Annotated in this window: 30 protein-coding genes and 1 tRNA gene; 3 read left to right on the top strand and 28 right to left on the bottom strand. The window is 41.1% G+C overall.

From position 1 onward, the window contains the following. Positions 1 to 32: 32 nt before the first annotated feature. The 21 genes from rpmD to selB all read right to left on the bottom strand — a co-directional run bounded on the left by rpmD (position 33) and on the right by selB (position 11,048). Positions 33 to 221, bottom strand: a complete 189-nt coding sequence (gene rpmD, locus PP175_RS01710) for a 50S ribosomal protein L30 (RefSeq protein ID WP_272443153.1) — start codon at positions 219 to 221, stop codon at positions 33 to 35. A 10-nt stretch (positions 222 to 231) separates the two neighbouring features. Continuing rightward, positions 232 to 729 (bottom strand): 30S ribosomal protein S5, encoded by a 498-nt coding sequence (gene rpsE / locus PP175_RS01705; protein ID WP_272441175.1) that lies wholly within the window; start codon positions 727 to 729, stop codon positions 232 to 234. A 41-nt stretch (positions 730 to 770) separates the two neighbouring features. Beyond that, entirely contained in the window at positions 771 to 1,139 is a 369-nt protein-coding gene (gene rplR, locus PP175_RS01700) for a 50S ribosomal protein L18 (RefSeq protein WP_272441174.1), read from the bottom strand. A gap of 35 nt (positions 1,140 to 1,174) precedes the next feature. Further along, positions 1,175 to 1,714 carry a 50S ribosomal protein L6 gene (rplF, locus tag PP175_RS01695; RefSeq protein WP_272441173.1) on the bottom strand — a complete coding sequence of 180 codons (540 nt, stop codon included), beginning with the start codon at positions 1,712 to 1,714 and terminating at the stop codon, positions 1,175 to 1,177. A 30-nt stretch (positions 1,715 to 1,744) separates the two neighbouring features. Beyond that, on the bottom strand, positions 1,745 to 2,143 hold the full coding sequence (gene rpsH, locus PP175_RS01690) for a 30S ribosomal protein S8 (protein WP_272441172.1): 399 nt from the start codon (positions 2,141 to 2,143) through the stop codon (positions 1,745 to 1,747). 30 nt (positions 2,144 to 2,173) lie between these two features. Beyond that, the gene (locus tag PP175_RS01685) at positions 2,174 to 2,359 is read right to left on the bottom strand and encodes a type Z 30S ribosomal protein S14 (protein ID WP_027415404.1); all 186 of its coding nucleotides are present in this window, start codon (positions 2,357 to 2,359) and stop codon (positions 2,174 to 2,176) included. Between the two features lie 33 nt (positions 2,360 to 2,392). Further along, positions 2,393 to 2,935 (bottom strand): 50S ribosomal protein L5, encoded by a 543-nt coding sequence (gene rplE, locus PP175_RS01680; protein ID WP_272441171.1) that lies wholly within the window; start codon positions 2,933 to 2,935, stop codon positions 2,393 to 2,395. Between the two features lie 26 nt (positions 2,936 to 2,961). Next, positions 2,962 to 3,273, bottom strand: coding sequence for a 50S ribosomal protein L24 (rplX, locus tag PP175_RS01675; protein WP_272443152.1), 312 nt, complete (start codon positions 3,271 to 3,273; stop codon positions 2,962 to 2,964). A 59-nt stretch (positions 3,274 to 3,332) separates the two neighbouring features. Continuing rightward, positions 3,333 to 3,701 carry a 50S ribosomal protein L14 gene (gene rplN, locus PP175_RS01670; RefSeq protein ID WP_272441170.1) on the bottom strand — a complete coding sequence of 123 codons (369 nt, stop codon included), beginning with the start codon at positions 3,699 to 3,701 and terminating at the stop codon, positions 3,333 to 3,335. A gap of 45 nt (positions 3,702 to 3,746) precedes the next feature. Further along, on the bottom strand, positions 3,747 to 4,013 hold the full coding sequence (rpsQ, locus tag PP175_RS01665; RefSeq protein ID WP_272441169.1) for a 30S ribosomal protein S17: 267 nt from the start codon (positions 4,011 to 4,013) through the stop codon (positions 3,747 to 3,749). A 17-nt stretch (positions 4,014 to 4,030) separates the two neighbouring features. After that, on the bottom strand, positions 4,031 to 4,234 hold the full coding sequence (gene rpmC, locus PP175_RS01660) for a 50S ribosomal protein L29 (RefSeq protein ID WP_272441168.1): 204 nt from the start codon (positions 4,232 to 4,234) through the stop codon (positions 4,031 to 4,033). Beyond that, positions 4,224 to 4,658 (bottom strand): 50S ribosomal protein L16, encoded by a 435-nt coding sequence (gene rplP / locus PP175_RS01655; protein ID WP_272441167.1) that lies wholly within the window; start codon positions 4,656 to 4,658, stop codon positions 4,224 to 4,226. Before rplP ends, rpmC begins: the two co-directional genes overlap by 11 nt. 2 nt (positions 4,659 to 4,660) lie before the next feature. Next, entirely contained in the window at positions 4,661 to 5,323 is a 663-nt protein-coding gene (rpsC, locus tag PP175_RS01650; RefSeq protein ID WP_272441166.1) for a 30S ribosomal protein S3, read from the bottom strand. Positions 5,324 to 5,336: 13 nt separating this feature from the next. Continuing rightward, positions 5,337 to 5,669 carry a 50S ribosomal protein L22 gene (gene rplV, locus PP175_RS01645; protein ID WP_272441165.1) on the bottom strand — a complete coding sequence of 111 codons (333 nt, stop codon included), beginning with the start codon at positions 5,667 to 5,669 and terminating at the stop codon, positions 5,337 to 5,339. A 35-nt stretch (positions 5,670 to 5,704) separates the two neighbouring features. Further along, the gene (gene rpsS / locus PP175_RS01640; RefSeq protein ID WP_272441164.1) at positions 5,705 to 5,983 is read right to left on the bottom strand and encodes a 30S ribosomal protein S19; all 279 of its coding nucleotides are present in this window, start codon (positions 5,981 to 5,983) and stop codon (positions 5,705 to 5,707) included. A gap of 57 nt (positions 5,984 to 6,040) precedes the next feature. Further along, positions 6,041 to 6,871: a 50S ribosomal protein L2 gene (gene rplB / locus PP175_RS01635; RefSeq protein ID WP_272441163.1), complete on the bottom strand. Its 831-nt coding sequence runs from the start codon at positions 6,869 to 6,871 to the stop codon at positions 6,041 to 6,043. Positions 6,872 to 6,900: 29 nt separating this feature from the next. Next, on the bottom strand, positions 6,901 to 7,191 hold the full coding sequence (gene rplW / locus PP175_RS01630) for a 50S ribosomal protein L23 (RefSeq protein ID WP_272443151.1): 291 nt from the start codon (positions 7,189 to 7,191) through the stop codon (positions 6,901 to 6,903). Continuing rightward, the gene (rplD, locus tag PP175_RS01625; protein WP_272441162.1) at positions 7,191 to 7,814 is read right to left on the bottom strand and encodes a 50S ribosomal protein L4; all 624 of its coding nucleotides are present in this window, start codon (positions 7,812 to 7,814) and stop codon (positions 7,191 to 7,193) included. The genes rplW and rplD overlap by 1 nt, the downstream gene beginning before the upstream one ends. Positions 7,815 to 7,834: 20 nt before the next feature. Next, positions 7,835 to 8,467, bottom strand: a complete 633-nt coding sequence (rplC, locus tag PP175_RS01620; protein ID WP_272441161.1) for a 50S ribosomal protein L3 — start codon at positions 8,465 to 8,467, stop codon at positions 7,835 to 7,837. A 72-nt stretch (positions 8,468 to 8,539) separates the two neighbouring features. After that, entirely contained in the window at positions 8,540 to 8,848 is a 309-nt protein-coding gene (gene rpsJ, locus PP175_RS01615) for a 30S ribosomal protein S10 (protein WP_272441160.1), read from the bottom strand. Between the two features lie 241 nt (positions 8,849 to 9,089). Beyond that, a complete protein-coding gene (gene selB, locus PP175_RS01610) occupies positions 9,090 to 11,048 on the bottom strand; it encodes a selenocysteine-specific translation elongation factor (RefSeq protein WP_272441159.1) in 1,959 nt (652 codons plus the stop codon). A gap of 189 nt (positions 11,049 to 11,237) precedes the next feature. On the opposite strand from selB, the gene PP175_RS01605 reads away from it, so the two are divergent. Continuing rightward, positions 11,238 to 11,334: transfer RNA gene (locus PP175_RS01605), tRNA-Sec, on the top strand. Positions 11,335 to 11,462: 128 nt separating this feature from the next. Here PP175_RS01605 and PP175_RS01600 read toward each other — a convergent pair. Continuing rightward, entirely contained in the window at positions 11,463 to 12,617 is a 1,155-nt protein-coding gene (locus PP175_RS01600) for a tyrosine-type recombinase/integrase (RefSeq protein WP_272441158.1), read from the bottom strand. 117 nt (positions 12,618 to 12,734) lie between these two features. On the opposite strand from PP175_RS01600, the gene PP175_RS01595 reads away from it, so the two are divergent. After that, complete coding sequence (locus PP175_RS01595) at positions 12,735 to 13,292, top strand: helix-turn-helix domain-containing protein (RefSeq protein WP_272441157.1); 558 nt, start codon at positions 12,735 to 12,737, stop codon at positions 13,290 to 13,292. 63 nt (positions 13,293 to 13,355) lie between these two features. Further along, entirely contained in the window at positions 13,356 to 13,547 is a 192-nt protein-coding gene (locus PP175_RS01590; protein ID WP_272441156.1) for a helix-turn-helix domain-containing protein, read from the top strand. A 241-nt stretch (positions 13,548 to 13,788) separates the two neighbouring features. Here PP175_RS01590 and PP175_RS01585 read toward each other — a convergent pair whose 3' ends face one another. From PP175_RS01585 to pglZ, 6 genes are all read right to left on the bottom strand, one after another. Further along, the gene (locus PP175_RS01585) at positions 13,789 to 14,427 is read right to left on the bottom strand and encodes a hypothetical protein (RefSeq protein ID WP_272441155.1); all 639 of its coding nucleotides are present in this window, start codon (positions 14,425 to 14,427) and stop codon (positions 13,789 to 13,791) included. 13 nt (positions 14,428 to 14,440) lie between these two features. Further along, positions 14,441 to 15,487 (bottom strand): DUF262 domain-containing protein, encoded by a 1,047-nt coding sequence (locus PP175_RS01580; RefSeq protein ID WP_272441154.1) that lies wholly within the window; start codon positions 15,485 to 15,487, stop codon positions 14,441 to 14,443. Between the two features lie 402 nt (positions 15,488 to 15,889). Next, complete coding sequence (locus tag PP175_RS01575) at positions 15,890 to 17,194, bottom strand: LAGLIDADG family homing endonuclease (protein WP_272441153.1); 1,305 nt, start codon at positions 17,192 to 17,194, stop codon at positions 15,890 to 15,892. Between the two features lie 519 nt (positions 17,195 to 17,713). Then, positions 17,714 to 18,283 carry a hypothetical protein gene (locus PP175_RS01570; RefSeq protein ID WP_272441152.1) on the bottom strand — a complete coding sequence of 190 codons (570 nt, stop codon included), beginning with the start codon at positions 18,281 to 18,283 and terminating at the stop codon, positions 17,714 to 17,716. Positions 18,284 to 20,411: 2,128 nt separating this feature from the next. Beyond that, the gene (locus PP175_RS01565) at positions 20,412 to 23,606 is read right to left on the bottom strand and encodes a DEAD/DEAH box helicase (RefSeq protein ID WP_272441151.1); all 3,195 of its coding nucleotides are present in this window, start codon (positions 23,604 to 23,606) and stop codon (positions 20,412 to 20,414) included. A gap of 65 nt (positions 23,607 to 23,671) precedes the next feature. Next, positions 23,672 to 26,254 (bottom strand): BREX-1 system phosphatase PglZ type A, encoded by a 2,583-nt coding sequence (gene pglZ / locus PP175_RS01560; RefSeq protein ID WP_272441150.1) that lies wholly within the window; start codon positions 26,252 to 26,254, stop codon positions 23,672 to 23,674.

The following is a 26,254-nucleotide window of genomic DNA, read 5'->3' as shown; positions in this document are numbered from 1 at the left end:
CGTTGCACCTCCTCTTTGTAGCGAATTATCTATTACTCAGCGATCTCTTTAACTTCTACCATATGAGCTACTTTGTTCACCATGCCGCGAATAGCAGCATTGTCCTGTTGTTCAACAGATTGGTGAATTTTACGGAGGCCCAGGGCCTTAATAGTAGCTTTTTGTACTTCCGTACGACCAATCAAGCTCTTCTTGAGGGTGATTTGTAGTTTAGCCACGATTCATTCCCTCCTAACCTAACAGCTCTTCTGCAGTTTTACCACGCAGTTTCGCAACTTGTTCAGCAGTCTTGAGACGGCCGAGACCTTCTAATGTAGCATTAACCATGTTGATAGGGTTGTTAGAGCCTAAAGACTTGCTTAATACGTCACCTACACCTGCAAGTTCAAGAACAGCACGTACAGGGCCGCCGGCAATAACACCTGTACCAGCAGAAGCAGGCTTCATGAAGACTTTACCTGCGCCAAAGCGTCCGTTCACCTGATGAGGAAGAGTAGTTCCTACAAGGGGAACTTTAATTAGATTTTTCTTGGCATCCTCAATAGCCTTGCGGATTGCATCCGGAACCTCTTGGGCTTTACCCATTCCAGAGCCTACATGGCCATTGCGGTCGCCTACTACTACTAACGCGCTGAAAGCGAAACGGCGTCCACCTTTAACAACTTTAGCAACACGGTTGATGGCAACGACTTTCTCTTCGAGCTCGAGGTTGCTAGCGTCGATACGCATTGGATTCCCTCCTTGTATAAGGATTTACGTTCTTAATTTTATTAGAATTGCAGGCCAGCTTCACGAGCTGCGTCTGCGAGTGTTTTAACACGTCCGTGATAGAGGTAGCCTCCACGGTCAAATACAACTTCAGTAATGCCTTTTTCAAGGCTGCGTTTAGCAATCAGGGTACCAACTTTAGCAGCGGCATCCTGGTTTCCGCCATGTTTTACCTGTTCTTTAAGCTCTGGATCAACAGTGGAAGCAGAAGCGATGGTCACGCCTGCCACATCATCAACCAGTTGAGCATAGATGTGTTTTGAAGAACGGTATACATTTAAACGTGGCGCTTGAGCCGTACCGTTAATTTTCTTTCGCACTCTTAAATGTCTTTTCTTCCTTGATTTGTTTTTATCCTGTTTAGAGATCACGTCTAATTCACTCCTTTCGTTACACCTTTACGCGATTACTTCTTACCAGTTTTACCTTCTTTACGACGTACATGTTCGCCTTGGTAGCGAATACCTTTGCCTTTGTATGGCTCAGGGCTGCGCACTGCACGAATTTCAGAAGCAATTTGGCCTACGCGCTCTTTGTCGATACCTCTGACAACGATTTGTGTTTGAGCCGGAACTTCAAACTCAATGCCATCTTCCGGAGTGATTTCAACAGGGTGAGAGTAACCTACATTTAAAGTAAGGTTGCTTCCTGCTTTAGCTGCACGGTAACCTACACCTACAAGTTCGAGTGTTTTCGAGAAACCGTTTGTTACGCCTTCTACCATGTTCGCAATTACGCTGCGAGTTGTACCATGCAGAGCGCGGTGTAATTTACTATCAGAAGGACGGGAAACAACGACTTCGTTGTCTTCTACCGCTACGTGTACTTCGTTGTGAAGCGTGCGGGTTAACGATCCTTTAGGTCCTTTAACCGAAATAACAGTGCCATCCAGTTTTACTTCTACTCCTGCTGGAATAGCAATTGGTTTTTTACCGATACGAGACATTTTTTGCACCTCCGTCCCTTTTTAAATTGATTACCAAACGTAAGCTAAAACTTCGCCGCCTACTTGCTGTTGGCGTGCTTGCTTGTCGCTCAGAACGCCATTAGAAGTAGAGATGATTGCAATTCCTAATCCGCCCAGAACTCTAGGAACCTCATCTTTCTTCGCATATACGCGCAAACCAGGTTTGCTAATGCGTTTTAATCCGTTGATTACTCGTTCGTTATCCATACCGTATTTAAGGAAAATACGGAGAATACCTTGTTTATTATCCTCAACATACTCAACGTCACGGACAAAGCCTTCTTCTTTCAGAAGATTTGCGATGTCACGCTTAATTGTAGAAGCCGGAACTTCTAACTTCTCGTGACGAACCGTGTTAGCGTTGCGAATGCGTGTAAGCATATCTGCAATTGGATCTGTCATCACCATATGTTTAACCTCCTTCCCGTTTACAGGGGTTTACCAGCTTGCTTTTTTCACTCCAGGCAGTTGGCCTGCATAGGCCAGTTCGCGAATGCAAATTCGGCAAAGTTTAAATTTACGATATACAGAGTGTGGACGGCCACAACGTTCGCAGCGTGTGTACTCTTGTACTTTAAACTTCGGCTTACGGTTCGCTTTTACAACCATAGATTTTTTAGCCACGTGTTTCCCTCCTTATCGATTCAAATTCCGAAACTATTTAGTGAAGGGCGCGCCCAGTTGTGTTAACAGTTCGCGGGCTTCTTCGTCCGTATTAGCCGTAGTAACAATAACGATATCCATACCGCGGATTGCGTCAACTTTATCATACTCAATTTCAGGGAAAATCAATTGTTCTTTCAGACCAAGTGTGTAGTTTCCGCGTCCATCAAACGCTTTGTTGGAGATACCGCGGAAGTCACGTACACGAGGAAGAGAGATATTAAATAATTTGTCTAAGAAATGATACATGCGCTCACCGCGAAGCGTAACCTTCACGCCGATCGGCATGCCTTCACGAAGGCGGAAGCCTGCGATTGATTTCTTAGCGCGCGTTACAACCGGTTTTTGACCTGCGATAAGCTCGATATCTCGAACTGCGCCGTCAAGAACTTTCGGATTGGATACAGCTTCACCTAAACCAACGTTGATAACAATTTTGTCGATTTTCGGAGCCTGCATAACAGATTTATAGTTGAACTTAGACATTAAAGCAGGAACGATTTTCTCGTTATATACTTCTTGCATTCTTGCAGCCATCTCTAAGTGACCTCCTTTCGACCTGACTACTTATCAAGTGCTTCGCCAGATTTTTTTGCAATGCGTACTTTCTTTCCGTCCACAATTTTATGACCAATACGAGTTGGTTCGCCTGTTTTCGGATCCACGATCATTACGTTGGAAGAGTGAATTGCACCTTCCTGCGTAACGATTCCGCCTTGTGGATTAGCGGCGTTCGGACGAGTATGTTTCTTTACCATATTCACACCTTCAACCAGCACTCGGCCAGTTTTTGGGTAAGCAGCAAGAATACGTCCTTTTTTACCTTTATCTTTTCCGCTGATAACGACTACGTCATCACCGGTTTTCACGTGCAATTTTTGACGTTCGGACATGACGGCACCTCCTTGTCGAACATAATCTTTATATTAGGGAATTACAGTACTTCAGGAGCCAGGGAAACGATTTTCATGAAGTCTTTATCGCGAAGTTCCCGAGCAACAGGCCCGAAGATACGAGTTCCACGCGGGCTCTTGTCATCTCGGACAATTACCGCTGCGTTTTCATCGAAACGGATGTAAGAACCGTCTTTACGGCGGGAGCCGCTTTTAGAACGAACGATAACAGCTTTTACTACATCGCCTTTCTTGACAACGCCACCTGGTGTAGCTTGTTTTACCGAACAAACGATAACATCACCAATATTAGCGAACTTACGACCAGAACCGCCGAGCACTTTAATGCACATTAATTCTTTTGCACCAGAATTATCTGCTACGCGTAAACGTGTTTGCGTTTGAATCACGGAGAGTCCCTCCCTTCAGATGTAACTGAACGAATCTATAATTTATTAGATGATTACGGCTTTCTCTACTACTTCAACCAGTCTGAAACGCTTATCTTTAGAAAGCGGACGGGTTTCCATAATTTTTACTAGATCGCCGATTTTTGCAACGTTTTGCTCATCATGAGCTTTGAACTTTTTGGAGTACTTCACTCGCTTGCCATACAACGGGTGATTTTTGTACGTCTCAACAAGAACAACGATTGTTTTATCCATTTTATCGGATACAACTCGACCGAGAACTACTTTACGGTTGTTGCGTTCTGCTGCCATGTTTGCGACCTCCTCTCTTAACTATTAGCTATTCCTAATTCGCGCTCACGAAGAACGGTTTTGGCTTTTGCGATATCCTTACGTACCTGACGAATACGTGCAGGGCTATCCAGTTGACCTGTTGCTAATTGAAAACGGAGGTTAAAAAGCTCTTCTTTCAAAGAAGTAACTTTTTGTTCGATTTCGGCAGTGGTTAAGTCGCGAATTTCATTAGCCTTCATTTACGTCACCACCCAATTCTTCCCGTTTCACAAATTTACATTTGATTGGGAGCTTATGCATAGCGAGACGCATTGCTTCACGAGCTACTTCTTCTGGAACACCCGCAATTTCAAACATAATCTTGCCTGGCTTAACGATTGCTACCCAGTGTTCTACGGAACCTTTACCGGAACCCATCCGCACTTCTAGAGGTTTTTGTGTAACCGGTTTGTCAGGGAAAATTTTAATCCATACTTTACCGCCACGTTTCATGTAACGAGTCATTGCAATACGGGCAGCTTCAATTTGACGGTTTGTAACCCAAGAAGCTTCCAGAGCTTGAAGGCCATATTCACCAAAGTTTACGGTTGCGCCGCCTTTAGTTTGACCTCTCATTTTTCCGCGATGCTGCTTACGGTGTTTAACACGTTTAGGGATCAACATAATTATTGGCCTCCTTCCTCAGTGTTTCTCTTCTTCGCTTGAGGAAGAACTTCTCCGCGATAAATCCACACTTTAACACCGATTTTTCCGTACGTAGTATCAGCTTCAGCTGTACCATAATCAATATCGGCACGAAGTGTGTGAAGAGGAACTGTACCTTCGCTATAGCCTTCGGAACGAGCGATATCAGCACCGCCAAGACGTCCGCTTACCATAGTTTTGATACCTTTAGCACCTGCGCGCATAGTGCGCTGCAGAGATTGTTTCTGCGCACGGCGGAAAGAAATACGATTTTCTAACTGGCGAGCAATGCTTTGTGCAACAAGTGTAGCATCCATATCAGGGTTTTTAATTTCATTGATATTGATGTGTACTCGTTTGCCAGTCAGGCTAGATAATGCTTTGCGAAGTTTTTCAACTTCTGAACCACCCTTACCGATTACCATGCCTGGTTTAGCAGTATGGACAGTTATGTTTAAGCGGTTGGCTGCGCGCTCAATTTCTACAGTAGAAACAGAGGCGTCTTTCAATTGGTCTTTCACATATTGGCGAACCTTCAGATCTTCATGTAAGAGTGTAGCATAATCTTTATCTGCGAACCACTTGGATTCCCAGTCACGGATAATGCCAACCCGAAGTCCTACCGGGCTAACTTTTTGACCCACGCGCTATCCCTCCTTATTTTTCAGATACAACTAATGTAATATGGCTGGTACGTTTATTAATCCGACTCGCACGACCCATTGCACGAGGACGGAAACGTTTCAGTGTTGGACCTTCATCAACGAAAACTTTGCTGATTACGAGGTCATTAGAATCTAAATTTAAGTTATGCTCAGCGTTTGCTACAGCAGACATCAAAACTTTCTCGATAACCGGAGAAGCTGCTTTTGGTGTGTGCTTAAGGATAGCGATAGCTTCACCAACTTGCTTTCCGCGGATCAGATCGACAACGAGTCGAACTTTACGAGGAGCAATGCGGATATAACGAGCAATAGCTTTTGCTTCCATTTGGGTACCCCCTCTCTGGCGTTCAATGAAATAACTTAGCGTTTTGTTTTCTTATCGGAATCTACGTGGCCTTTGAACGTACGAGTCGGTGCGAATTCACCGAGTTTGTGGCCAACCATGTCTTCCGTTACGTATACAGGCACGTGTTTGCGGCCATCATACACTGCAAATGTGTGTCCGATGAAATCTGGGAAGATTGTAGAGCGGCGTGACCAAGTTTTGATAACACGCTTGTCACCTTTCGCGTTCTGATCTTCGACCTTTTTCATTAAATGGTCGTCAACAAAAGGTCCCTTTTTTAAGCTGCGTCCCATGTACGAACCTCCCTTCGTGATAGAAGTGCGGTTTCTATCGACCGCACCTTGTGTTCATTATTTTTTACGGCTGCGAACGATGTACTTGCTGGAATGTTTCCTCTTCTTGCGTGTTTTCGCACCAAGAGTTGGTTTACCCCAAGGAGTCATTGGGCCACTGCGACCGATTGGAGCGCGGCCTTCACCACCACCGTGTGGGTGATCGTTCGGGTTCATAACAGATCCGCGGACTGTTGGGCGAACGCCTAACCAGCGGGTACGGCCTGCTTTACCGATCGTGATAAGCTCATGATCAAGGTTTCCAACCTGGCCGATTGTTGCACGGCATTCTTTGTGAATCATGCGGGTTTCGCCAGAAGCAAGACGCACGATTGCGAAGTCGCCGTCTTTACCAAGAAGTTGAGCTTCTGCACCTGCAGAACGAACAAGCTGTCCGCCTTTGCCAGGTTTTAATTCGATGTTGTGGATAACCGTACCAACCGGAATGTTTTCCAGTGGAAGTGCGTTACCTACTTTGATGTCTGCATCCGGTCCGGACATAATAACAGTACCTACTGTTAAGCCGTTAGGAGCCAGGATGTACCGCTTTTCACCGTCTGCATAGTTAATGAGTGCGATGTTAGCGGAACGGTTCGGATCGTATTCGATTGTAGCAACTTTGCCTGGAATACCATCTTTTGTACGTTTGAAGTCAATAACACGGTACTTCTGTTTGTGACCGCCACCGTGATGACGAACTGTGATTTTACCCTGATTGTTACGGCCTGCTGTCTTAGACTTCGGAGCAAGCAATGATTTCTCAGGAGTTGAAGTTGTGATCTCTTCAAAAGTAGACACAGTCATTTGACGGCGACCAGGAGAAGTCGGTTTATACTTTTTAATTGCCATTTAATTTCCCTCCTTCGCTCTGTCGTTGATTAAACACCTTCAAAGAATTCAAGAGCTTTACTATCTTCGCTTAATTGAACAATTGCTTTCTTCCAGTCAGAACGGTATCCAGAATATTTGCCTACGCGCTTCGGTTTACCTTTAACACGCATTGTGTTCACGTTGACAACCTTCACATCGAAAATGCGTTGAACCGCATCTTTGATTTCGGTTTTGTTTGCACGCAAATCAACTTCAAATACGTATTTGTTGCTGGACATCATGTCAGCAGTACGTTCGGTAATAACCGGGCGCTTGATAACATCACGAGGATCTTTCATCATGCAAGCACCTCCTCAACTTTTGCCACTGCGTCCTGCGTAATGAGCAGTTTGTCATGATGGAGAACATCAAGTACATTGATTCCATCTGCAGCAACAAATTTTACACCAGGAATATTGCGAGCGGAACGTGCAACCGCATCGTTGTATTCACCAGTAACAACAAGAACTTTTCTGTCGATATTCAGGCCGCTAAGTACGCTGACCATTTCTTTTGTTTTCGGTGCATTCAAGCTCAGTGCATCGAGAACGACGATTTCATCATTTTTTACCTTAGTAGAAAGAGCGGATTTAATTGCCAGACGGCGAACTTTCTTAGGCAATTTGAAAGAATAGCTGCGTGGAGTCGGTCCGAAAACTACACCACCACCTACCCATTGTGGTGAACGAATGCTACCCTGACGAGCGCGTCCTGTTCCTTTTTGTTTCCAAGGTTTACGGCCGCCACCGCGAACTGCTGAACGATTCTTAACAGCATGCGTACCAGCGCGTAAAGAAGCTTGTTGCATGATTACAGCGTCTGCAAGCACAGAAGCATTAGGTTCGATACCGAAAACGGAATCCGCTAATTCGATTTCGCCCACTTGTGAGCCTGCTTGATTAAACAAAGTTACTTTAGGCATTGGGAGTCCTCCTTTCCTGATTATTTGCCGCCCTTAACGGCACTCTTGATTGTTACGAAACTATTTTTAGGGCCTGGAATAGCACCTTTAACGAGTAGAAGATTACGATCTGTATCAACAGATACAACCTGCAGGTTCTGAATGGTAACTTTCTCTCCACCCATACGTCCAGGTAATGCTTTACCTTTAAGAACGCGGTTAGCAGCGATAGAACCCATTGAACCAGGACGGCGATGGTAACGTGAACCGTGCGCCATTGGTCCGCGGCTTTGTCCGTGGCGTTTGATCGCACCAGCAAAACCTTTACCTTTTGAAGTTCCGGTTACATCAATGATGTCACCTTCTGCAAATACATCAGCTTTCAGCTCTTGACCGACTTCGTATTGGGATAAATCCACATTGCGAAGTTCACGTACGAAGCGCTTAGGTGTTGTTTTAGCTTTTGCCGCATGGCCTTTTTCAGGCTTGTTAGCACGAATTTCCTTTTTGTCAGCGAAGCCGATTTGAACTGCTTCATATCCGTCAGTCGTTGCGTCTTTCTTTTGAAGAACTACGCAAGGACCTGCTTCGATTACTGTTACAGGAACAACAATGCCTTCAGCGGTAAAAACTTGAGTCATCCCAACTTTTCTACCTAAGATTCCTTTAGTCATGAGAGCCACCTCCTAAATAAATATTGTTGTTTATTTTAAACGTTCGTTTAAATTCGATAGTTGTTTCAAAGCTTACAGTTTGATTTCGATGTCAACACCAGATGGTAAGTCAAGACGCATAAGCGAATCAACAGTTTGCGGTGTTGGATTCACAATATCGATTAAACGCTTGTGTGTACGCATTTCGAACTGCTCACGAGAATCTTTGTATTTGTGTACCGCACGCAGAATCGTGAAGATTGATTTTTCAGTAGGAAGCGGAATCGGGCCAGATACCTCTGCACCTGAACGCTTCGCAGTATCAACAATCTTTTCTGCGGACTGGTCAAGAATTCTGTGATCGTATGCTTTCAAGCGGATACGAATTTTTTGCTTTGCCATTGTAGTCCCTCCTTTTCGCCCATTTTAGAAACGGACAGTTCTCAGTGGAAAAAACCTGACGCCGGCCATGGCATCGGAGCCGGGTGTGTCAGCAACCTCCCACATCATCGCGTCCATCGACCAATGTCCCTCATTATATCGAATCATAACGTGGGACGCAAGGTTTTTCTTCGTTGTTTTGAATAAACAACTCAGACCTTGTATATATTAACGTATTCATGAACAAAAAGCAAGCGAATACCTAATTTTTCTGTTCAGGTTTACGATTTCCCTGATCGAGCCATACCCGGCCATCCTCTACACGCTTTGTAAGCTTATTTCTGTCAAGCGACTCTAGAAGCGGAATCATGAATTTGCGGGAGAGGCCGAGTATTTCGCGCACAACAGCAGGTGTAATCGTTTGTGACTGTTCCGTTTTGCTGCGGAGCGTTTGAACGCCTTTATCCCACTCCGCTTTATAGATATAGAGGTCGTCCTCCAGTTGCAAAATCTCTGTTCTGTTAAGAAGCAGCGCTTTTAAGTCTCCCGCGAGATGCTCAGCTATGCTGTGTTTGTCCATAAGCACGGTCCATGCCGGCGGGGTCAACCCAGCATTGCGCAGTTCTCTTAGAGCGTCCTCAATCGCAGAGCGCCTCGATGCAGGAAAAGAAGGCGAGAAACCGGTGAGGCAAATCCATTCCTGAGACTCCTTTATCACACCTGTGCTATCCATTTCTTCTATTATATAGCGCCACAATCGATCCGGAAGATTCTGAAACAAAGCACTCTGCAGAGAAGCTTTCTTCATCCCCGGACGCATGGGGTGTTTGGCGTGGTACTCGGCAAGCTCATGCTGTATCTGTTCTTTCCAGATGTCCAGCGTGTGGGCTAGCACCACAAATGGCTGGTGTGCCGACTGTTCCAACCGCCCCCCTAGAAGACGAATCTCTCCCTCTTCAGCCATCTTAAGGACGAGTTGCTTCATTTCTTCTTCGTTTACTGCAAGCTGTTTGGATAATCCTTGTATATCCGTATATAAAGCTCGCTCTAGAACCTGTACAAGCAGTTCCGCCGGTTCCCCTTGCGCTAGCTTGTTTAACCTGTCTGCCGTAGCCTGTCCGAAACGGTGGCGACTGGCATACGGATCAAGCACCTGCCCCCCGCCAATTGTTTCAGCCGGTGAAAGCCTGCGTACGATAAAAGGCTCACCTTTCTTGGCGGCTATGGGCTCCTGTAGCTCCAGCTGGCATGCAGCTGTCTCACCATGCTGCATCGTATTTCGGTCGTAGAAAATAACCTTGCCAATCACTTCAGCTGTACCAATATGGAGGCGAACCCGGCTGCGTTGTTTGAGCGGAAGCTCCTGGTTTGGCAGAGAGGATAATAGGACATCGATTCTCTGTGTGGCCTTAAAATATCCGGGTGACGCCAGCGTCATGCCTCTGGCCGCCGTGTCAGTTCCCGCGATATTAATGGCTGCACGCTGTCCGGCAAACACCCCATCTACCTGCCGGCTGTGCTCATGCAGTTGCCGGACTCGCACAGTCATTCCCTCAGGCAGAAGTTCCAGCACATCCCCTTCAACCGCTTTACCTTCGTATACCGTACCTGTAACAACCGTACCCGCCCCTTTTATATGGAAGGAACGGTCGATCGGCATGCGAAAAGGCGCCTGGCTGCTGCGCGGCGGTATGCGCTCCAGTTCACGCTCTATCATCAGGCGGAGCTCGCCTATCCCCGCTCCGGTTTTTGAGCTGACAGCCAGCATAGGAGCCCCCGCCAAAAAAGTGCCGGAAGCCCACTCTGCGGTCTCTTGCTTGACGAGCTCAAGCCATTCATCATCCACGGTATCAGCTTTCGTGAGCACGATGATGCCGCGTTCGATGCCTAGGTAGCCAAGAATATCGGTGTGTTCTTGTGTTTGCGGCATGACGCCTTCGTCGGCAGCTATCACTAAGACAACGAGATCAATGCCTGCGGCGCCCGCAATCATCTGCCTGATAAAGCGCTCGTGGCCCGGAACATCCACGACTCCAATTGTTTTACCGTCCGGCAGCTTGAAGGGTGCGAACCCGAGCTCTATGGAGATACTCCGTTCTTTTTCTTCTTTTAACCGGTCCGTATCTATCCCTGTGAGCTGCCGGGTTAACGAAGTTTTTCCATGGTCAATGTGGCCGGCGATGCCGATTGTATGACGCAAACCTTCACTATTGTCTATCATATGTCATCCCTTTCCCTGGCTGCATAATGAAATGCTGACCGTTCACTCCTATTTAGCATAGAATAATCCATTTATAAATGAAAGGGAAATGAGGCTGCATGATCTCTGAAACCTTTAGGGGTTCACAACACGGTTTTGTTGACGTATAATTTGCTTCGGGCATGGCGATACAGAATTTCATAGCAATATGGGGGTGGATGGGGTGCTGGTGCCCTCCCCGGTCTTCAAAACCGAGTGAGCGGCTCGTGTAGTCGCTGGTGTGTTCGATTCGCACCCACTCCCGCCAATTCTTATATAACAAGGCTTCCCTCGACTTCCACACTTGGAAAAACCTATAACCCAGAGGCACATGAAATTTCAAATTGGTGCCATTTTGGTGCCATTGTGGTTTTTATTTATTTTGGAGCCCATCCTCTATGCTTTCTTGCTCATTTCATCAAGCAGGAAATCAAATTTTTGAGCAGCCTCTTTTTGCATATTAGGGAGAACATGAGAGTAGGTATCAAGAGTGATACCTATAGTGGAATGCCCTAATCGTTCAGAAACTACTTTAGCGTGTATGTTTTGCTGTAATAATAAAGTTGCATGGGTATGACGCAAATCATGGAATCGAACTTTTGTTACCCTCGCTTCATTTACCATCTTCTTAAATGCTTTGGTCAATTCTGACGGCTGTATGTACTTACCGTTTCCCTGAGTAAAAACTAACCCATAATCTTGATATATATCTCCGAACGCTAGCTTGCTTTTATTTTGCTGTATTTTATGATTTTGGAGCATATTAATGAGTGCGGTTGTCATAGTAACAGTGCGTCCTTTTCCACTCTTAGGCTCCTTAAATATAATTCCTGTTCCTACAATCATCTGTAATGTTTGTCTAACACGGATAATACCATTGCTTAAATCAACGTCTTTCCAACATAATCCCAACAGTTCTCCTCTTCTCATTCCCGTATGAATAGCTGTAAAGATGATAGGATAATATTGTGTTGACTGATACGCAACTTGTAACAGCCTTTTTATCTCATTTACACTAAGTGGGTTTATTTCAACTTTTTTGGGCTTAGGGGGATCTACCACTTCTGCCACATTTCGTATAATCTTTTGCCACTTTACAGCATCCTTTAATGCCTTTGAAATTAACCGATGATGATGTTTAACTGTACGGGCTGATAAGCCACCTTTACCATCATATCGTCCGTCTTTGAGTTTTTCTGCATAATAACTCTGTAAATGAAAAGGTGTAAGTTTTGAAAGCTTAAAATGCCCCAATGCTGGAATAATGTGTGCATGGATCATGGAACAATACCCTTCATATGTCCTTTCCGCTGTATTAATTTTTGCATAATGCTTTAACCAGAATTGAAGATATTCACCAAGAGTAAGTTGATCATCTTCTACGTAAACCCCTTTATTTAAAGCAGTCTCTGCTTCAGCAAGTTCTTTAAGTGCTTCCCTTTTTGTTTTAAATCCTCTCTTCTTCTTCCTCTTCCGTTTGCCTTGCTGATCTTTACCAAGCTCCAACATATAATACCAAGTACTTCCTTCCTTATGTACTGAACCAGCCATATAATTAGCACCCCTTCCTATATTTTTCTGCTGGACAACAAATAACTTGCAATGATATTATATGACTAAACTTAACATTAAGTAAAGTACATTGTATTATACGGAAAGGAAAACACAATGAATAAAAATCTTAGTCGAATCCGCAAGCTTAAGGGGATAACTCAAAAACAGCTTGCCGACTATTTAGAAGTATCTACAACCGCAATCAGTCTTTGGGAAACAAATCCGAATGAAAAGATACCCAAAGATCGATTGGAAGAAATTGCGGAATACTTAAATGTTAGTGCTGAGGATTTCTTTACAGAGGAATTAGATGAGGAGCGCATCAAAGAAAACGCAAGAGAGGAAAAAATAAAGGCACTATTGCAGGAACAAGGCAAAGCCTCGGCGTCTGCATTATTAGAACAAGCAACGCCAATACTGAACTCAGCTTTACAGGTAAATAAAAATACGGAAGTAAGTCCTCCCGATAAGGAGCAAAAATCGAAAAAAATACAAAATGACAATACAAGCAGCAAGAAAAAGTCACAAGAATTTTCTGCCTTAATGTATACAAATGAACAGAGAACAAAAATTTTACATTCGATTTTAGAGACAAATGATGAAGTGATCTTAAAACAGTTAGACTCTTTTTTGAGTTATCTTCAATATGTACAAGATACTAAACATTCTTGATTAAGGTGAACTTAAATCGCCAGTTACAAATAAGTAAAAACATTATGTAGAAGGGGATACATCATGAAAGAATTTGACAATTACCCAAACACTTTAACCGTGAAGGACATCCAGGAAATTCTTCGTATAGGGCGCGTACAGGCCTATGAGTTAGTCAATTCAGGGCAGTTCCATGTAGTACGGGTGGGAAAAAGAATTCTTGTCGCTAAACGCGTATTGTTACAATGGCTGGAGGGAGTAAATGTTGGAGCATGATCGCCTCAAAGCATAAATTGCTTGCAAACATAAGCTAGTTATTAGATACCTATGCTTTAACGACGAAAAGGGCCTCTGAATACCTTGCACAGGAATTCAAAGACCCTTTTCTCTTTTATTCAACCCCTACACGATTACAACATCAGGTTTGTTGTACACCGCAACTGACCATAACGCCTAAAATAAACACAGGGGGGCGGTATGAAAATCCCCCAAATTTATTTTGTATTAAAACGTACTTCTAGGGATTAACAATCTCTGTTGACAAAAATTTTAGGGTTGCAACATAATGGTTAAAGTAAGTTATAGGACTCGTTCTGTTTCTCCTATCAATCCATGTTAAGAAATCAGCCGGGGTAGTATTTAAAGGATAATGTCCGTGGCGTGTGCGAACTAAGGTTTCAAATTTTTGCTTTGAGTTAATAGACATATGAGATAATGCGTTTCTTATTATCTTAGTATCGTTAATATCCGCGATTTTAAGTTTTAGATTTAAAAAAGTTCCGCCATTCTCAAAAAAGTCACCTGCAGTTTTTATGATTTTGTCTGTATTTGTCCAATCGGGATAAGAATTATTTCCTCTTATCATCTCGTATGCATGGATTTCATCACGGGGATTTACATATCGAATAAGTTTATTCCCGTTAGCACCTTCAAAATCAAGACAATATTTAACAAAGACTTTCTCCAAAAAATCTTCCCAACATAGAAATAATTTCATAAAAGAATACTCTACTACTAAATCCCTCATGTTCTTGTCAAATATAATTGGGCCAGTTTGAACTCCTTGACTATAAAGTTCTTGTCCGTTATAGGCATACTTCTCATTTTCATCACATGCTAATAAAAACTTATCGTGGGTTTGTTTTATTGTAGCCATATTGGATGAACGTCTAACTAAGAAGGTATTCTGTTATATAATTTACCATGAACTCACACCTAGTTCTTCTGGATGGTACATCGGTTGTAGCTTTAGTTGTTGAATTGTAAAAATCCTGGTATTTTTCAGGAACAGGATTCATGGTAAGAATGTCATCTATGTTGGATAATGCACTTCTAACTTTTGCGTAGTCATTTGGTTTTATCGGCACAGACGAAGCCAAAAGACCCTCGATGCCAAAATTAAGATGATAAAGAGCTACAAATAAACCATAGAACACAGGAACACGGGAATAATTTGTTTCTTTTAGGGTTCCTTCAAAAATATCACCTATTAAATCCATTGTTGATTTAAAATTTTCCTCAATAACATCTCTTTGTTCAAAATTTTCATCATACTTAATGTAATATTTTTCGACGTTCTTTTTTGACTGAATACCATCTAACATTGCAACTAACAAGTCAGAAGTCAATTCTGCTTCAGCCATCCTCATTATTTTAGTGCTAGTAAATAATTCATTATCGAACCAGAACTTAGAATACTCGAAACTCAATCTATAAACCAATTGTTTAAAGTAACCAAAGTATTTAGCATTGAATAGTTCTTGTTTATTAAGGGATACAGAATAAGTATTCAGTCGAGCAAATATGTCCAAAATGTCTCTATCCTCTAGATCTAACAGCAAATCGACCGCAATTTCATATTTCAAAATATCTCCCTTTACTTCTTTGGGTAATTCAGAATAGTGCATTCCACCATACTGTTCATTGTGAACTGTACTTATGGTAAATCCATCTTTAAGGAAGTTTAATATTGTACGGATACGTTGCTGTCCATCTACGATTTCCCTAATAGTTGTTCTTGTTTCTGCATTAGTTATTTGTCTTATAAAAATTTTTGGAAGAGGCTTTCCTCTAATTATGGTATCCATTAAATAAGACTTCGCCTGAGGCGACCATACAGAACGACGTTGAAATTTTGGGGAGATTTCCAGTTGCTTGCGTTCCTCCCATTCAACAAAATCATTTATACTGTATGTTCTTGAATCATAATCCTTCATGTATTTATATTCTCCTCTTGAAAAAGACATAAGTATCGCTCCTAACCAAAATTATATACTCCTATCTTTTCCATCACAATACTGAAATAGAACAGGCCTTTGCTTTCTATATATGTAAAGAGTGGTCTTTTTAAGCCAATTTTTAGATGCATATAATCTCATAACAGCGAATATGCGTAGCAGTATAAAAATTGCTCAATGGTTTTACTGTCACCAACATATGTTAAGATATAGAATGTTTAAGTGGATTAAATTATGATAACATTTTCTAAGGGGTGTTCTCATACTTCCAAACGATAATTGATTAGCAAAATAAAATAAACCAGTCCTGACGGCTGGTTGTAGAAGATAACAGAGAATAAATCTATTACAATTAAGAACAATATTCAATTCAGGAAGCGCTTATGTTTCCTTTATAATAAAATCATTTACAACACAGCCATATTTATTATTGGTTTTTAAGTTATATGTTTTAAATACACCTAACTCCTCTATTTTCTGAACCTTGTCCCAGTACAAATCGCTTTTCCCCAGATTAATAAGACGCTGACATCCTAATAAATGGCCCCAAAATTCCACTAAGTTTCGCTGAGGAGAATATTGCCTCCTGTAGCGATCATTTGGTTCTCTATTTTTTATCATGTCCTTTGGTCTAATTCCATTTTCTATTCTCAGTTCTTCCACCTCCAACATAATCTCCTTTGGTATTCTATCTTCAAAACATCTCATTTTGTTAGCCACATCAACAGCCTTGTTTAGGCATGCTTCTTTTCCAAATATACCAATTTCCAAAAATTTATAAACGCTGGAACTACCATGAATACTGACAACATAATTTAATTTTCTTCCATCTTTATATTTTACCCACTTTTCACGAAGGACCGATAATATTCCAAACCTCAGTAAAAGATGATGTAAATCACGTGCTAAACGTTCTGAAGAAGATGAATAACCTATTTCAATATGAGCATTATAGTTTCTCTTGTGGCGATTTTTTTTTGTCTCATCATAAATTTCATAAACAGATGACGCCCACCCATCTGTTGAAAACAAGCGGGATAAAAACAAGGCGATATTTTCTCTTCTTAAGGTAAATAGAAATTCAGGAATGGTTTTCTTCAGTGCATTCTTGCCAAATAAGTCAGTTTCCTCAAGGAGCACACGCACCCCATTTTTATATCTCGTTTTAGGGAAGTTATCTCCATTGACAATATTATAATCAATATCCTGATTACATTCATATTGTATTACCTTTGCATCACCAAACATGTTAACAACACTTTTAAATTCCTCGACTATTTTGTCCGTAGCGTTCGAGAAGCGCAATGTTGCGGAAGTACAATTTCCATCTCCAATCATGTACGCTAACAAGATTAATTTATGCTTAACCAATTCAATTTCCCCAAAGTAGGGAAGAACCCTGGGGACAGCCAGATAATCACCAATCCTAACTTTATCAACTTCACACCAATCATTTACATTTAATAGAGATGTATTCTTAGCTAAATCTATTATCCTACCAGATCTCATTGTTATACGCACAATTTTCTCTAGACCATGCGGAGTAATTTTCAAATTACAGGTATTCAATTTGTATTCTTCTGTTAACCCAACAGCGATTGATGTTCTCTGGCTGAATAATTCACTTATTTCAACCAACTCTCCTATATTAGGATTCAACACTCTCATCCAGTCTGGAAAACCCATTATATCCACCCTTATGAATTATTTTTTATTATCATCTCCAATCTTTCAAATGTGCATACTAAGAAACCCTATTGGGGTTGAGGAATTGAGAGGTGTATCCGCTGAGCAAAATTAAACATTTTTTAAGTTTGTGCCAGTTAAGACTGAACACTTTTTACTAGCAACGGACTGCTTGCTTTGCATGGAGTAGCGTGTACGATAGTCTGTTTTATCTTGCGAAGTTCCTATGAATTGCAGCTTTGCTGAAGAATTATCCACGCAAGGCTCCATGCCAAGCAGCAAAAACAGCATTCTATTTCCAGTCATATTTTATTAACTCTGATTTAGAAAAAAGTGTTCATTTTTACTGAACGGTTACAAGAGGTTAAATAGCCAAGTAAACTATGTGTTTCTTTTATAGTCGTCAGCAGCTCAAAATAAAAGCCACATTCTTGGACAAGGTGGTTCACAACTATACTCATAAGAATGTGGTATTTAATATATTGATGTATAATTAATAATGAAAATACAGAAAAAAATTTATTTATGTAAATCTTTTAACTCAAGGATTCGTACCTTCTCATTCAGTTCATCAATGATTTTATATAATTCTTTCCTCTCTCTCTTTAATTGCTCAACTTGTTGCTCTTTATTAATCAGAATTTTTTCAAATCGCTGTGTACACATTTCTAATCCCTCAGCAAGCTCCACTTCTTCGCCATGTCCCACCTCATAATGCAGAACCCTGTTTGTAAGGGGAACTGCAGGATAGCCCAGAAATGCATTTATTTCACACAGTTTCACATATTGTTTTATTATCATTCCTTGAAAATTATGCAATCTTCGCAAGTCCAAATCCGTAAACAGAGTTGTTGTATCCCCTACATTAGCTTTCATCATCACAACTTCTAACGCAGCCTTCGCAATGATTAGTTGTTTAAATTGCAACCATCCCTTTTCTTTTACTGTCCCAGTAGACGTAAATACATATCCAAGTAATAACTGCAATTTATTAATAAACTGCCTCACCGTCCCCCTATGTTTAAACCAACTCCATATGTCATCTTTTTGTTTTTCTGTTATCTCATCAAGCCAGGTAATCTCAATCACTATAATAAGCCTCCTATTTACTATATTTCCGAAAAGAGAATGGAGCCGTCAGGCGACTACAAAAATATAACTTCAACTTCCGAATATCACTTTTCTTACTTCAATGTGAGCTGCTAAATGATATAACCCTTATCAGCATGTGCTGAAGTATCACAGTATAAAGGTAACATGTTTTAATCAAACACCAGCTCTCTAATATTCTTCTCTTCACTTACTCACTAAGATTTTTCTAACTTATGGCTCACACGTTTTTTCCCATCATATAGGCAAGTTCACTTTTCCAAAAGATTAGAACGATCCCCATTTACTTTCAACTACCGTGAAATTTCTACGTACATGTACCCCCCTGCCACGGATAAATATAGAAATGCAGAGAAATTGCTTAATTACCCTACTTTTATTAATGTACACCCAAGCAAAAAAGAATAAGGAGTATGCTTATTATCATCTCTCAAAAAAGTACAAAATGATTTACCTTGAAAATATTTTATATATCCATAGAAAATAGAATTATAGGAAATAGAAAGTTCTTACTAATTTCCATCTACAAAAACTAAAACACGAACAGGCAAGCATATTACACAAACGATTTGTGTCAGTTTTGTGAGCGATTTTTAGTTGAGTTTAAATACCCCAGGTTTGCCGGTATATATTATATATAGGCACTTTATTCATTACATTTTCACATCAATCAAGTAACATGCAACCTGATTCTCAAAATTGAAATAGAGTATGGCAAAATCTCATGCTGCTTGATGGTAAAACAAGTTACTGGTGACAGTAAAATGACATGTCAACATACAAACTACATACGACAACACGTAACAGTCCACATGTCACACCTATATATATCCACGGGGGAGTCTGCACTTTTTTAGTCGGCATGAAACCGAAGGGGTGTAAGGGGCAGTGGAGAAACACTGCTCTTGAACGTTCCTATCCAGCGCAAAAGGGGCTAATTCTTACGTGTAAAAAATCCCCACCTCACATCACTTTAATCCCCTTAGCCAGGATTACTTACCATGAAAAAGATAAAACCCGCTAGAGACCTTACAAGGCCCGCGAGCGGGTTTTTATAGTTACTCTTATAAAGTTACACACTTTCCATTATTGCTTCAATTACAGGGCATTTAATTATGTCAGCGGTATGCAACACCACATAGTTAAGATTTCCTGCTGTTCCGTTGAGTTGAAGTAATATCCTTTATGTCCCTCGTTCTCGTTTGACTTCTGAATACTATCACAGTGTATTATCATCCCCGCATTACGTAAAATGTTTAAATCTGCTCGTTGTACAACACTATACCTTTAACGACCATGAGACTATAGATTTCATGCTCCTTAGCTATACAAGTGCTGTAAATATGTGTAATACAAAACTTCTCACCCCGAAGGAGCTATATAGTTACTTTTTCTTAGAACCACGCTTTTCTCTTCTCTTCTTGATAAACATGTAATTAGAGTATTTCATCATACTTTTATACTTTTCCAATTAATCGTCATTCTCCACCCCTCATACTTCCCAATTATCAACTGTGAGCAATCAATTTCTGTGGTTTAAAGTTCAATCCAGGCCCTATAATAAAGGGGGTGGGGCTTCGAACGATGCTTATTCATTGAATATACATAAGTTACCGGGACACAGAATTTTTTTAAAAACATCTCCCTTATAGCATTTTTACATAATAAGGAAATAAGTGCAAAATGGAGTTAGTCATTACTGATATCAAAATAGCCTACCGAAATATTGTTGTTTGTAAGTTTAATAAATCTATCGATCTTCAAACCAACATCCTGTACTTTCAGATAAAATTCTAGTTTCATTTATCTAAAATCCCAAAAAAATCAGCCTTATGACTGACTCAAAATTTTGTTTTTTATAAATTGCTTTAGCTAACTTTTCGCCTCTACTTTAGAGTATATTTTTCTTCTTCATATAATCGTTTTATTACAAATGTTTGGCAAAGTTTGGTACGGCATATTTTTAATTTGAGCCATTGCTTGACGTATTCCTAATAAATCCACTTCTATCCTAATGTTGGTTTGTTTGGTCAAAGTTCTTGTTGGTGGAAGTTCACTCAATATCCCACATCTTAATACTTATCTATATCAAAAAACACTTTCTTATTTAGTACTCGTATTGCATAAACTGCTCAACTGACAGTTCTTCTAGAATACGACCATTCGCCACCATATATATAAATGTCTGACCAATAACCGCTTGCAAATCATCCCAATCTATCAACAAATCATGTTTTTGCTCTTTAAGCAAAATGAAGCGTGCTTCTCCATCTGCGGATTCACTATAAAAATCAACTAGTCCATATGCTTCAAATGTCTTTATATTTGTTCTACCCTGTTGATATTCGTATGATTTAATCGCATCAGTATATTCAGAGGGAAACAGTCGATAAGCCCCTTTTTCAACGGGAATAACTTCTATTTCCGCTAGCTTACGAGTTGGTCGTAACTGAATACTCCGTTCCCGTTCAATTTCCTCAAGACGCTCTTCACGACGCTCTTCTAATTCTTCCACCTGGCTCATTGTCTGGTTAATAAGTGCACTATTCCGATTATCGACATTATCAGCATGATATGTTTCCAAACGTTTCGTAAACGTTTCGTACTGTGCTTCAAATGAGCGATGCAAAAACTGACTTTTTTTATTCAACTGCTCTTCCCGCTTTGCTTTTATAGCAATAAGCCGTATCCGCGCTTCCTTAATCGCCTGCAAAGTAAAGTCAGTCGGAGAACTTGTATCGGTAATACATAACACACCTTCAAAGGACTTTACAAATAACCAGTATGGATCAAGCGTTAAAAAGGTCCCGTTCTCTCTTCGTGCTAAATGAAGCAGTTCACGAGATAATTCACGACCTGTACCATCCATAATTGTTATTTCATGAATCTCAACATCTAGTTTCTCACTCACTGGATACTGAACAGAATATCGCCCCAAAGCTGTCTTTTCCATTTCTTTTTCCGTCAGCGATAACGCCAGGTTAAATAAAGGATGGTCGTTATGTAAAAGTTCAATTTCTTCGCTTTCTTTTTGCGTAGAACCTGTAAAACGATATGAAGATTCACTTTTCAGCAACATTCCTTTTCGACGCGCATACTCTTTCATATTCTTTGGAATTCGATCGATTCGGATTACTTGATTATCGGATGATTGATGTAATTTAATCCGTGTTTTAGAAAACGCATCGACAGTAAATTCTACAAACACACGCACAGGTAAGCTTTTGACGACCAAATCATTATATATACGGCGCATGCCTGGCAAATCAAAACTCGTCTCATCCATTCGCTCTTCCTTGGCCAACTCTAATAAACGTTGATGTTCTTGAGAAATCATTCGCTCCATTTTTGCAATAATATCATCTAAGTGCTCCCGATTTACCACAGCAGTTTCCATCAGTGTTGCCAAGTCAGCCGATTGATCTTCAAGTACCTCTCCAATAAAGTCATAGACAAGCTCTTGTCCAAGGTCCTGGCGCATCTGCTCCATTTTGTCGAGCAGACGAATCATAACATCGCCTTCTCGTGTATTTCTGGCCACAAGATTGAAAATAAAAACTTCATTTTTTTGTCCAATCCGGTGAATACGCCCCATTCTTTGTTCCAAACGGTTCGGATTCCATGGAATATCATAGTTAATCATCTGATTGCAGAACTGCAAGTTAATTGATTCGCCCCCTGCGTCCGTAGCAAGCATAATTTGACACTCATCTCTAGCAAATAATTTTACTTGTTCACGCCGTTGATCCATATTATACTGGCCTGTTATTTTCGCAATCTGATCTACATACTGCAGCAAGCGGCTCTCTAGACACTGTAATGTATCCGTCGATTCTGTGAAAAGCAGGATTTTCTCTCCCTTCTTCAACAGTCCATTTTCGCCAAACAATGTCTCTTCTAATTGTAGGTATTTCTTCTCTACACCAAGTGCACGAAGCGCAGATGTTTTTTCAATAAGGCGACTTAATTCATCAATTTCAATTTGCAGCTCATCAAGATTTAATGCGTCCGTTATCCCTTCTGCTTCCTCCTCGATTTCCTGTTGTTCTTCAACGGTTACTTCCTCATACTCATCAACAGGTACGAAAACTTGATGACTTTTCAATTCATTTTTCATTAATTCTTCTAGTCGTTCCCGACGTCGTTCAAGTGAAAGATGAATGGCATCAATCGATGAACTCAAACGCCTTTGCAGCAGCATCATGGCGAAAGCGGTACTATTGTTATTATTATTTTTCGCCCTATTAAAGTGGAGCCGTACATAATCTGTTACCTGCTCATATAAATCCAGTTCTTCCGCTGAGAGTTCAAAGCCGATCGTTTGAGTCGTTCGTTTCGGAAACAGCGGTGTACCATCGAAATTCACCATATTTTCTTTAAGACGACGAATGACGAAAGGATTGCTTTTTTCTCGCAGCGTTTCATCGGAATGCAAACTGGAGAAAATTTCATGATCAATCAACTGCATCAAATGACGAAAATTCTCTTTATCCCCTTTGTGCGGCGTTGCTGTCAAAAGAACACAATGCTCCGACTGACGTAAAATTCCTTCTCCAAGCTGATACAACTTTGTACGCTGCACTTTACGCTTTTTCTTTCCGTGAGTATATGCCGCCATTTTATGCGCTTCATCCACAATAATTAAATCAAATTTCGCCTCGTATAAATATCTCTTTACATCATCACGTGCTGCCCAATACATGGATGCCAGACATTTCGAATGCTGTTCAAACGGATTGTTTCCATTCGCCTCTTTAAGCGTTGAACGTGTAATAATAACAAAGTCCTCACCGAATTTCTCTTTCAATTCCTCCTGCCACTGTCGAAGCACGAGAGGAGGAACAAGGATCAAAATACGTTCAGCACTCTTACGGGCTAAAAGCTCACGAATAAGCATTCCTGACATAATCGTTTTCCCTGCCCCTGGATCATCCGCCAACAAGAAACGAACCTGCGGAAACTGAAGCATGCGACTGTATACCGCTTCAATTTGATGGGGAAGTGGCATGATTTTTTTGTTTCCACGTGTCATAGACAGAGAATACTGTTGATCCACCTTTAGTACATAGTAGCGTACGTAGTGCTGAAAATCCTTTATATCCAATAGTGTTGATTCGGTATGAATCTGCAGTCGATCTAATCGTTCAATTTCATCTTTTTCTAACAACGTTTCATAGTATGTATGACTATTACGCCCAATTGCTTCTACGATATAAAGCGTTTCTGCTATGAGTTCGCATCGCTTAATTTCAACACTCTCTGCCCAATACGATCCCTTTACAATTTCTCCAACTGCTAGCATTCAAACTCACCTCTTTTCTCCTGTATGTAAAAACTCCCTTATCCCTGAAGATAGGTGCATTTAATCTAATACAGCACATCGTACATTCGAATGGTGAACACATCTTCTCTATACATCACAGTTTGAGGTGCTGAAACATCTTCCATGCGCAGTTCGCAATCTTCTCCCATATGATATGGCCGTTCAATCAGCGTAAAGATTACCTCCTGATGGCGTTCCGCCGCCTCACCTGTGTGATCAAACATAAGGGAAACTTCATTAGAAATTCGCTCGCCATTTTGATAAAACGCTACTCGTAAATTGCGCGGAGCAAATTCGCCTTCTGCTTTTTGTTCTTGGAATAAGGTTACCTTCATTCGGTAATTTGTAATAATTCGGTCTCGCATGGCGATGCGCACATCGACACGCTGTTGGTCTTTTTTTCTTCCTTTTCCAAATATTTCACGATACTCAATGACAGGGATAATAATTTCTTGCGGCAACGCACCTCCGTGGATAAAGCGGAGCCCGCCTCCACCTGTAAATCGTTGTAATCCATTGGCAATTACCGCTTCATACTCATAAAGGCCGATATAATCTAACGATACACGTGCAGCATTCTCAGGAATTTGCAGATCTTTCCCAATCGCAAAGCGGCGGTTACCATCCACAATATTTCCTCGTACTGCTTCTGTTTTTGCATCGGCTTCAACCTTACGCAGTTGAAACAAAAATCCGTGATCACTCGTAATAAAAATACGCTTTGCCTGATAACGAGCAACCACTTTTTGCACAGCATAATCCAGTTCGTCCAGTGTGTCGCTTACAGCTTGATACGTACGACGCTCTGATTTCTGATTATCTCCAGTCGCATCAATACAATCATGGTATAAGTAGCATACACGTTTTCCTTTTAGCAATTCTTCGCCTTCAGAAACACTTGTATTTACCAAATCCATTAAGCTATAAGCAACCGACTGAGGTTCATATGCTTGTAGGATTTTTTGACGGTTGCCTAATCCCCGTGAATTCTTTCCATCAACTAACACATCTCCATTTTCTGAAAGGCCAATTTCATTATTTGGTAACAAACTCGCCATGCCCAGCTGTGTATACGATGGAATACTCGCCTGCATCCCTGTTACGAGTGCTTGTCCATTCACCCGCTTGTTTAAGCGCTCAGCAAGTTCTACCCCTGCTTCATACCGCAGCGCATCCGAAACAATCACAAATACACGAGTTGTCGGCTCGTTTTGTAAAATCGGTCTCACATACTGTCTGTAAAAAGAGCGCTGCTGCACAATCTCAGGAATCGACCATTGGCTGGCTAGTTGCTGTATCACGATTTGATCTGTATCAGAAGCCATTGCCTGTAAATATACATTTTCATACCAGTTTGTTAACCGTTCAATCATCTCTTCTATCGCATGAATTTCCAAAGAATGAATTCTTTCATGTGGTGTATCATTTTCTATAAAAGCCGTAAGTAAGCGGCGGTATGTTTGATCGATTTTGTAAGATACATTTACATAGTTTGTAAACCACTCAAATCCATTCTGAGTTATTTTTGTACGTTTACCTTGTTCTTTTAATGTCCATAACAAAAACGCTTCTTCTAATACACGGTATAAGCGGGAAAAAGGAACTTGTTCGCCCCAATACTTCTTTTTACGGTAGGCAATCCGCTCACTCCATATCCGAATATCCGCCATATCATGAACCAGCTCGTACGCGGCACGTTCAATCAACTGCACATCAATAGCCCAAAATGTATCACATCTCTCGTACTGTTCATACGAAGCCTGGCCAATAATCTGCTGCACATTCCATTCTCTTTGAGCATCACAAATATATCCTTCAAGAATTTCTACATGATCAGGTGTTGCACGTAACCAATCATCAATAAATAAGCGGCACGTATTCGGCAGCGTCGAACGATACTTCTCTTCTAGCGATGGGAGTGCAAGCATTGCCTCGGTAGCAAAATGGCTGAATAAGAGTGCATAAAAAAGTGGACGTAACGACTGAGTCTGCTCCATATCTCGAAGTCCAAAATAGGGAAGGGAAAGTTCCCAAAACCGCGCCACAGTAAAAAACTTTTGCATTCGTTTATACGCCTCGTTGGTTTCCTCATCCAATCCTTTTACCAATACATGTTGCACAATATCAGGGAGATGAATAGACTGCGCCCCAACTAGCACAGCCATCATTCCTAATTCAAACTCTTTCGCATTTGGCTGCTCAGGCAAAAGGCGGGACAATTTAGCAGCACGACGCTGATCATTAAAAAACACGCGATTCGCCTCAATAATCGGACGCATAATATAATCTTCTACACCATATCGTTCAATGAGCATAGCAATGTCATCCGCCTGAAATTCTGCGCTATATAACACCATATCCAGCAATAAATTGTCCTTATCTGCCGGTTTTGGAAATGACGCATATACAACATATGATTGATCAGGGGAAACAATTTCTAGCTCGTACTTCGTGCGAAAGAAGTTTATTTCATTTAACTCCCACAATTTGATATGCTCTTCTTCAAGTCCTGCTTTGATTTCTTCTATTTCACGCTTTGGATTCGAATCGTACCAGAACACAATGGCACGCTTTTTCGTTACAAGCTCACTTTTAACTTTATCAAGTAAACCATTTAAAATATCCAT

This window comes from Aneurinibacillus sp. Ricciae_BoGa-3 (assembly GCF_028421645.1).
In the GTDB taxonomy this organism is placed as follows: Bacteria; Bacillota; Bacilli; order Aneurinibacillales; family Aneurinibacillaceae; genus Aneurinibacillus_B.
The sequence above is the reverse complement of the archived record's forward strand: the minus strand, read 5'-3'. Positions and strand labels throughout refer to the sequence as shown.

What these genes read in the sequence shown, in the direction of transcription:
- rpsE (WP_272441175.1), bottom strand. Translation starts at nt 729, where the DNA reads ATGCGTATCGACGCTAGCAACCTCGAGCTCGAAGAGAAAGTCGTTGCC.
- rplF (WP_272441173.1), bottom strand. Translation starts at nt 1,714, where the DNA reads ATGTCTCGTATCGGTAAAAAACCAATTGCTATTCCAGCAGGAGTAGAA.
- rpsH (WP_272441172.1), bottom strand. Translation starts at nt 2,143, where the DNA reads ATGGTGATGACAGATCCAATTGCAGATATGCTTACACGCATTCGCAAC.
- rplE (WP_272441171.1), bottom strand. Translation starts at nt 2,935, where the DNA reads ATGGCTGCAAGAATGCAAGAAGTATATAACGAGAAAATCGTTCCTGCT.
- rpsQ (WP_272441169.1), bottom strand. Translation starts at nt 4,013, where the DNA reads ATGGCAGCAGAACGCAACAACCGTAAAGTAGTTCTCGGTCGAGTTGTA.
- rpmC (WP_272441168.1), bottom strand. Translation starts at nt 4,234, where the DNA reads ATGAAGGCTAATGAAATTCGCGACTTAACCACTGCCGAAATCGAACAA.
- rplP (WP_272441167.1), bottom strand. Translation starts at nt 4,658, where the DNA reads ATGTTGATCCCTAAACGTGTTAAACACCGTAAGCAGCATCGCGGAAAA.
- rplV (WP_272441165.1), bottom strand. Translation starts at nt 5,669, where the DNA reads ATGGAAGCAAAAGCTATTGCTCGTTATATCCGCATTGCTCCTCGTAAA.
- rpsS (WP_272441164.1), bottom strand. Translation starts at nt 5,983, where the DNA reads ATGGGACGCAGCTTAAAAAAGGGACCTTTTGTTGACGACCATTTAATG.
- rplB (WP_272441163.1), bottom strand. Translation starts at nt 6,871, where the DNA reads ATGGCAATTAAAAAGTATAAACCGACTTCTCCTGGTCGCCGTCAAATG.
- rplW (WP_272443151.1), bottom strand. Translation starts at nt 7,191, where the DNA reads ATGAAAGATCCTCGTGATGTTATCAAGCGCCCGGTTATTACCGAACGT.
- rplD (WP_272441162.1), bottom strand. Translation starts at nt 7,814, where the DNA reads ATGCCTAAAGTAACTTTGTTTAATCAAGCAGGCTCACAAGTGGGCGAA.
- rplC (WP_272441161.1), bottom strand. Translation starts at nt 8,467, where the DNA reads ATGACTAAAGGAATCTTAGGTAGAAAAGTTGGGATGACTCAAGTTTTT.
- rpsJ (WP_272441160.1), bottom strand. Translation starts at nt 8,848, where the DNA reads ATGGCAAAGCAAAAAATTCGTATCCGCTTGAAAGCATACGATCACAGA.
- selB (WP_272441159.1), bottom strand. Translation starts at nt 11,048, where the DNA reads ATGATAGACAATAGTGAAGGTTTGCGTCATACAATCGGCATCGCCGGC.
- PP175_RS01600 (WP_272441158.1), bottom strand. Translation starts at nt 12,617, where the DNA reads ATGGCTGGTTCAGTACATAAGGAAGGAAGTACTTGGTATTATATGTTG.
- PP175_RS01595 (WP_272441157.1), top strand. Translation starts at nt 12,735, where the DNA reads ATGAATAAAAATCTTAGTCGAATCCGCAAGCTTAAGGGGATAACTCAA.
- PP175_RS01590 (WP_272441156.1), top strand. Translation starts at nt 13,356, where the DNA reads ATGAAAGAATTTGACAATTACCCAAACACTTTAACCGTGAAGGACATC.
- PP175_RS01585 (WP_272441155.1), bottom strand. Translation starts at nt 14,427, where the DNA reads ATGGCTACAATAAAACAAACCCACGATAAGTTTTTATTAGCATGTGAT.
- PP175_RS01580 (WP_272441154.1), bottom strand. Translation starts at nt 15,487, where the DNA reads ATGAAGGATTATGATTCAAGAACATACAGTATAAATGATTTTGTTGAA.
- PP175_RS01575 (WP_272441153.1), bottom strand. Translation starts at nt 17,194, where the DNA reads ATGGGTTTTCCAGACTGGATGAGAGTGTTGAATCCTAATATAGGAGAG.
- PP175_RS01565 (WP_272441151.1), bottom strand. Translation starts at nt 23,606, where the DNA reads ATGCTAGCAGTTGGAGAAATTGTAAAGGGATCGTATTGGGCAGAGAGT.
- pglZ (WP_272441150.1), bottom strand. Translation starts at nt 26,254, where the DNA reads ATGGATATTTTAAATGGTTTACTTGATAAAGTTAAAAGTGAGCTTGTA.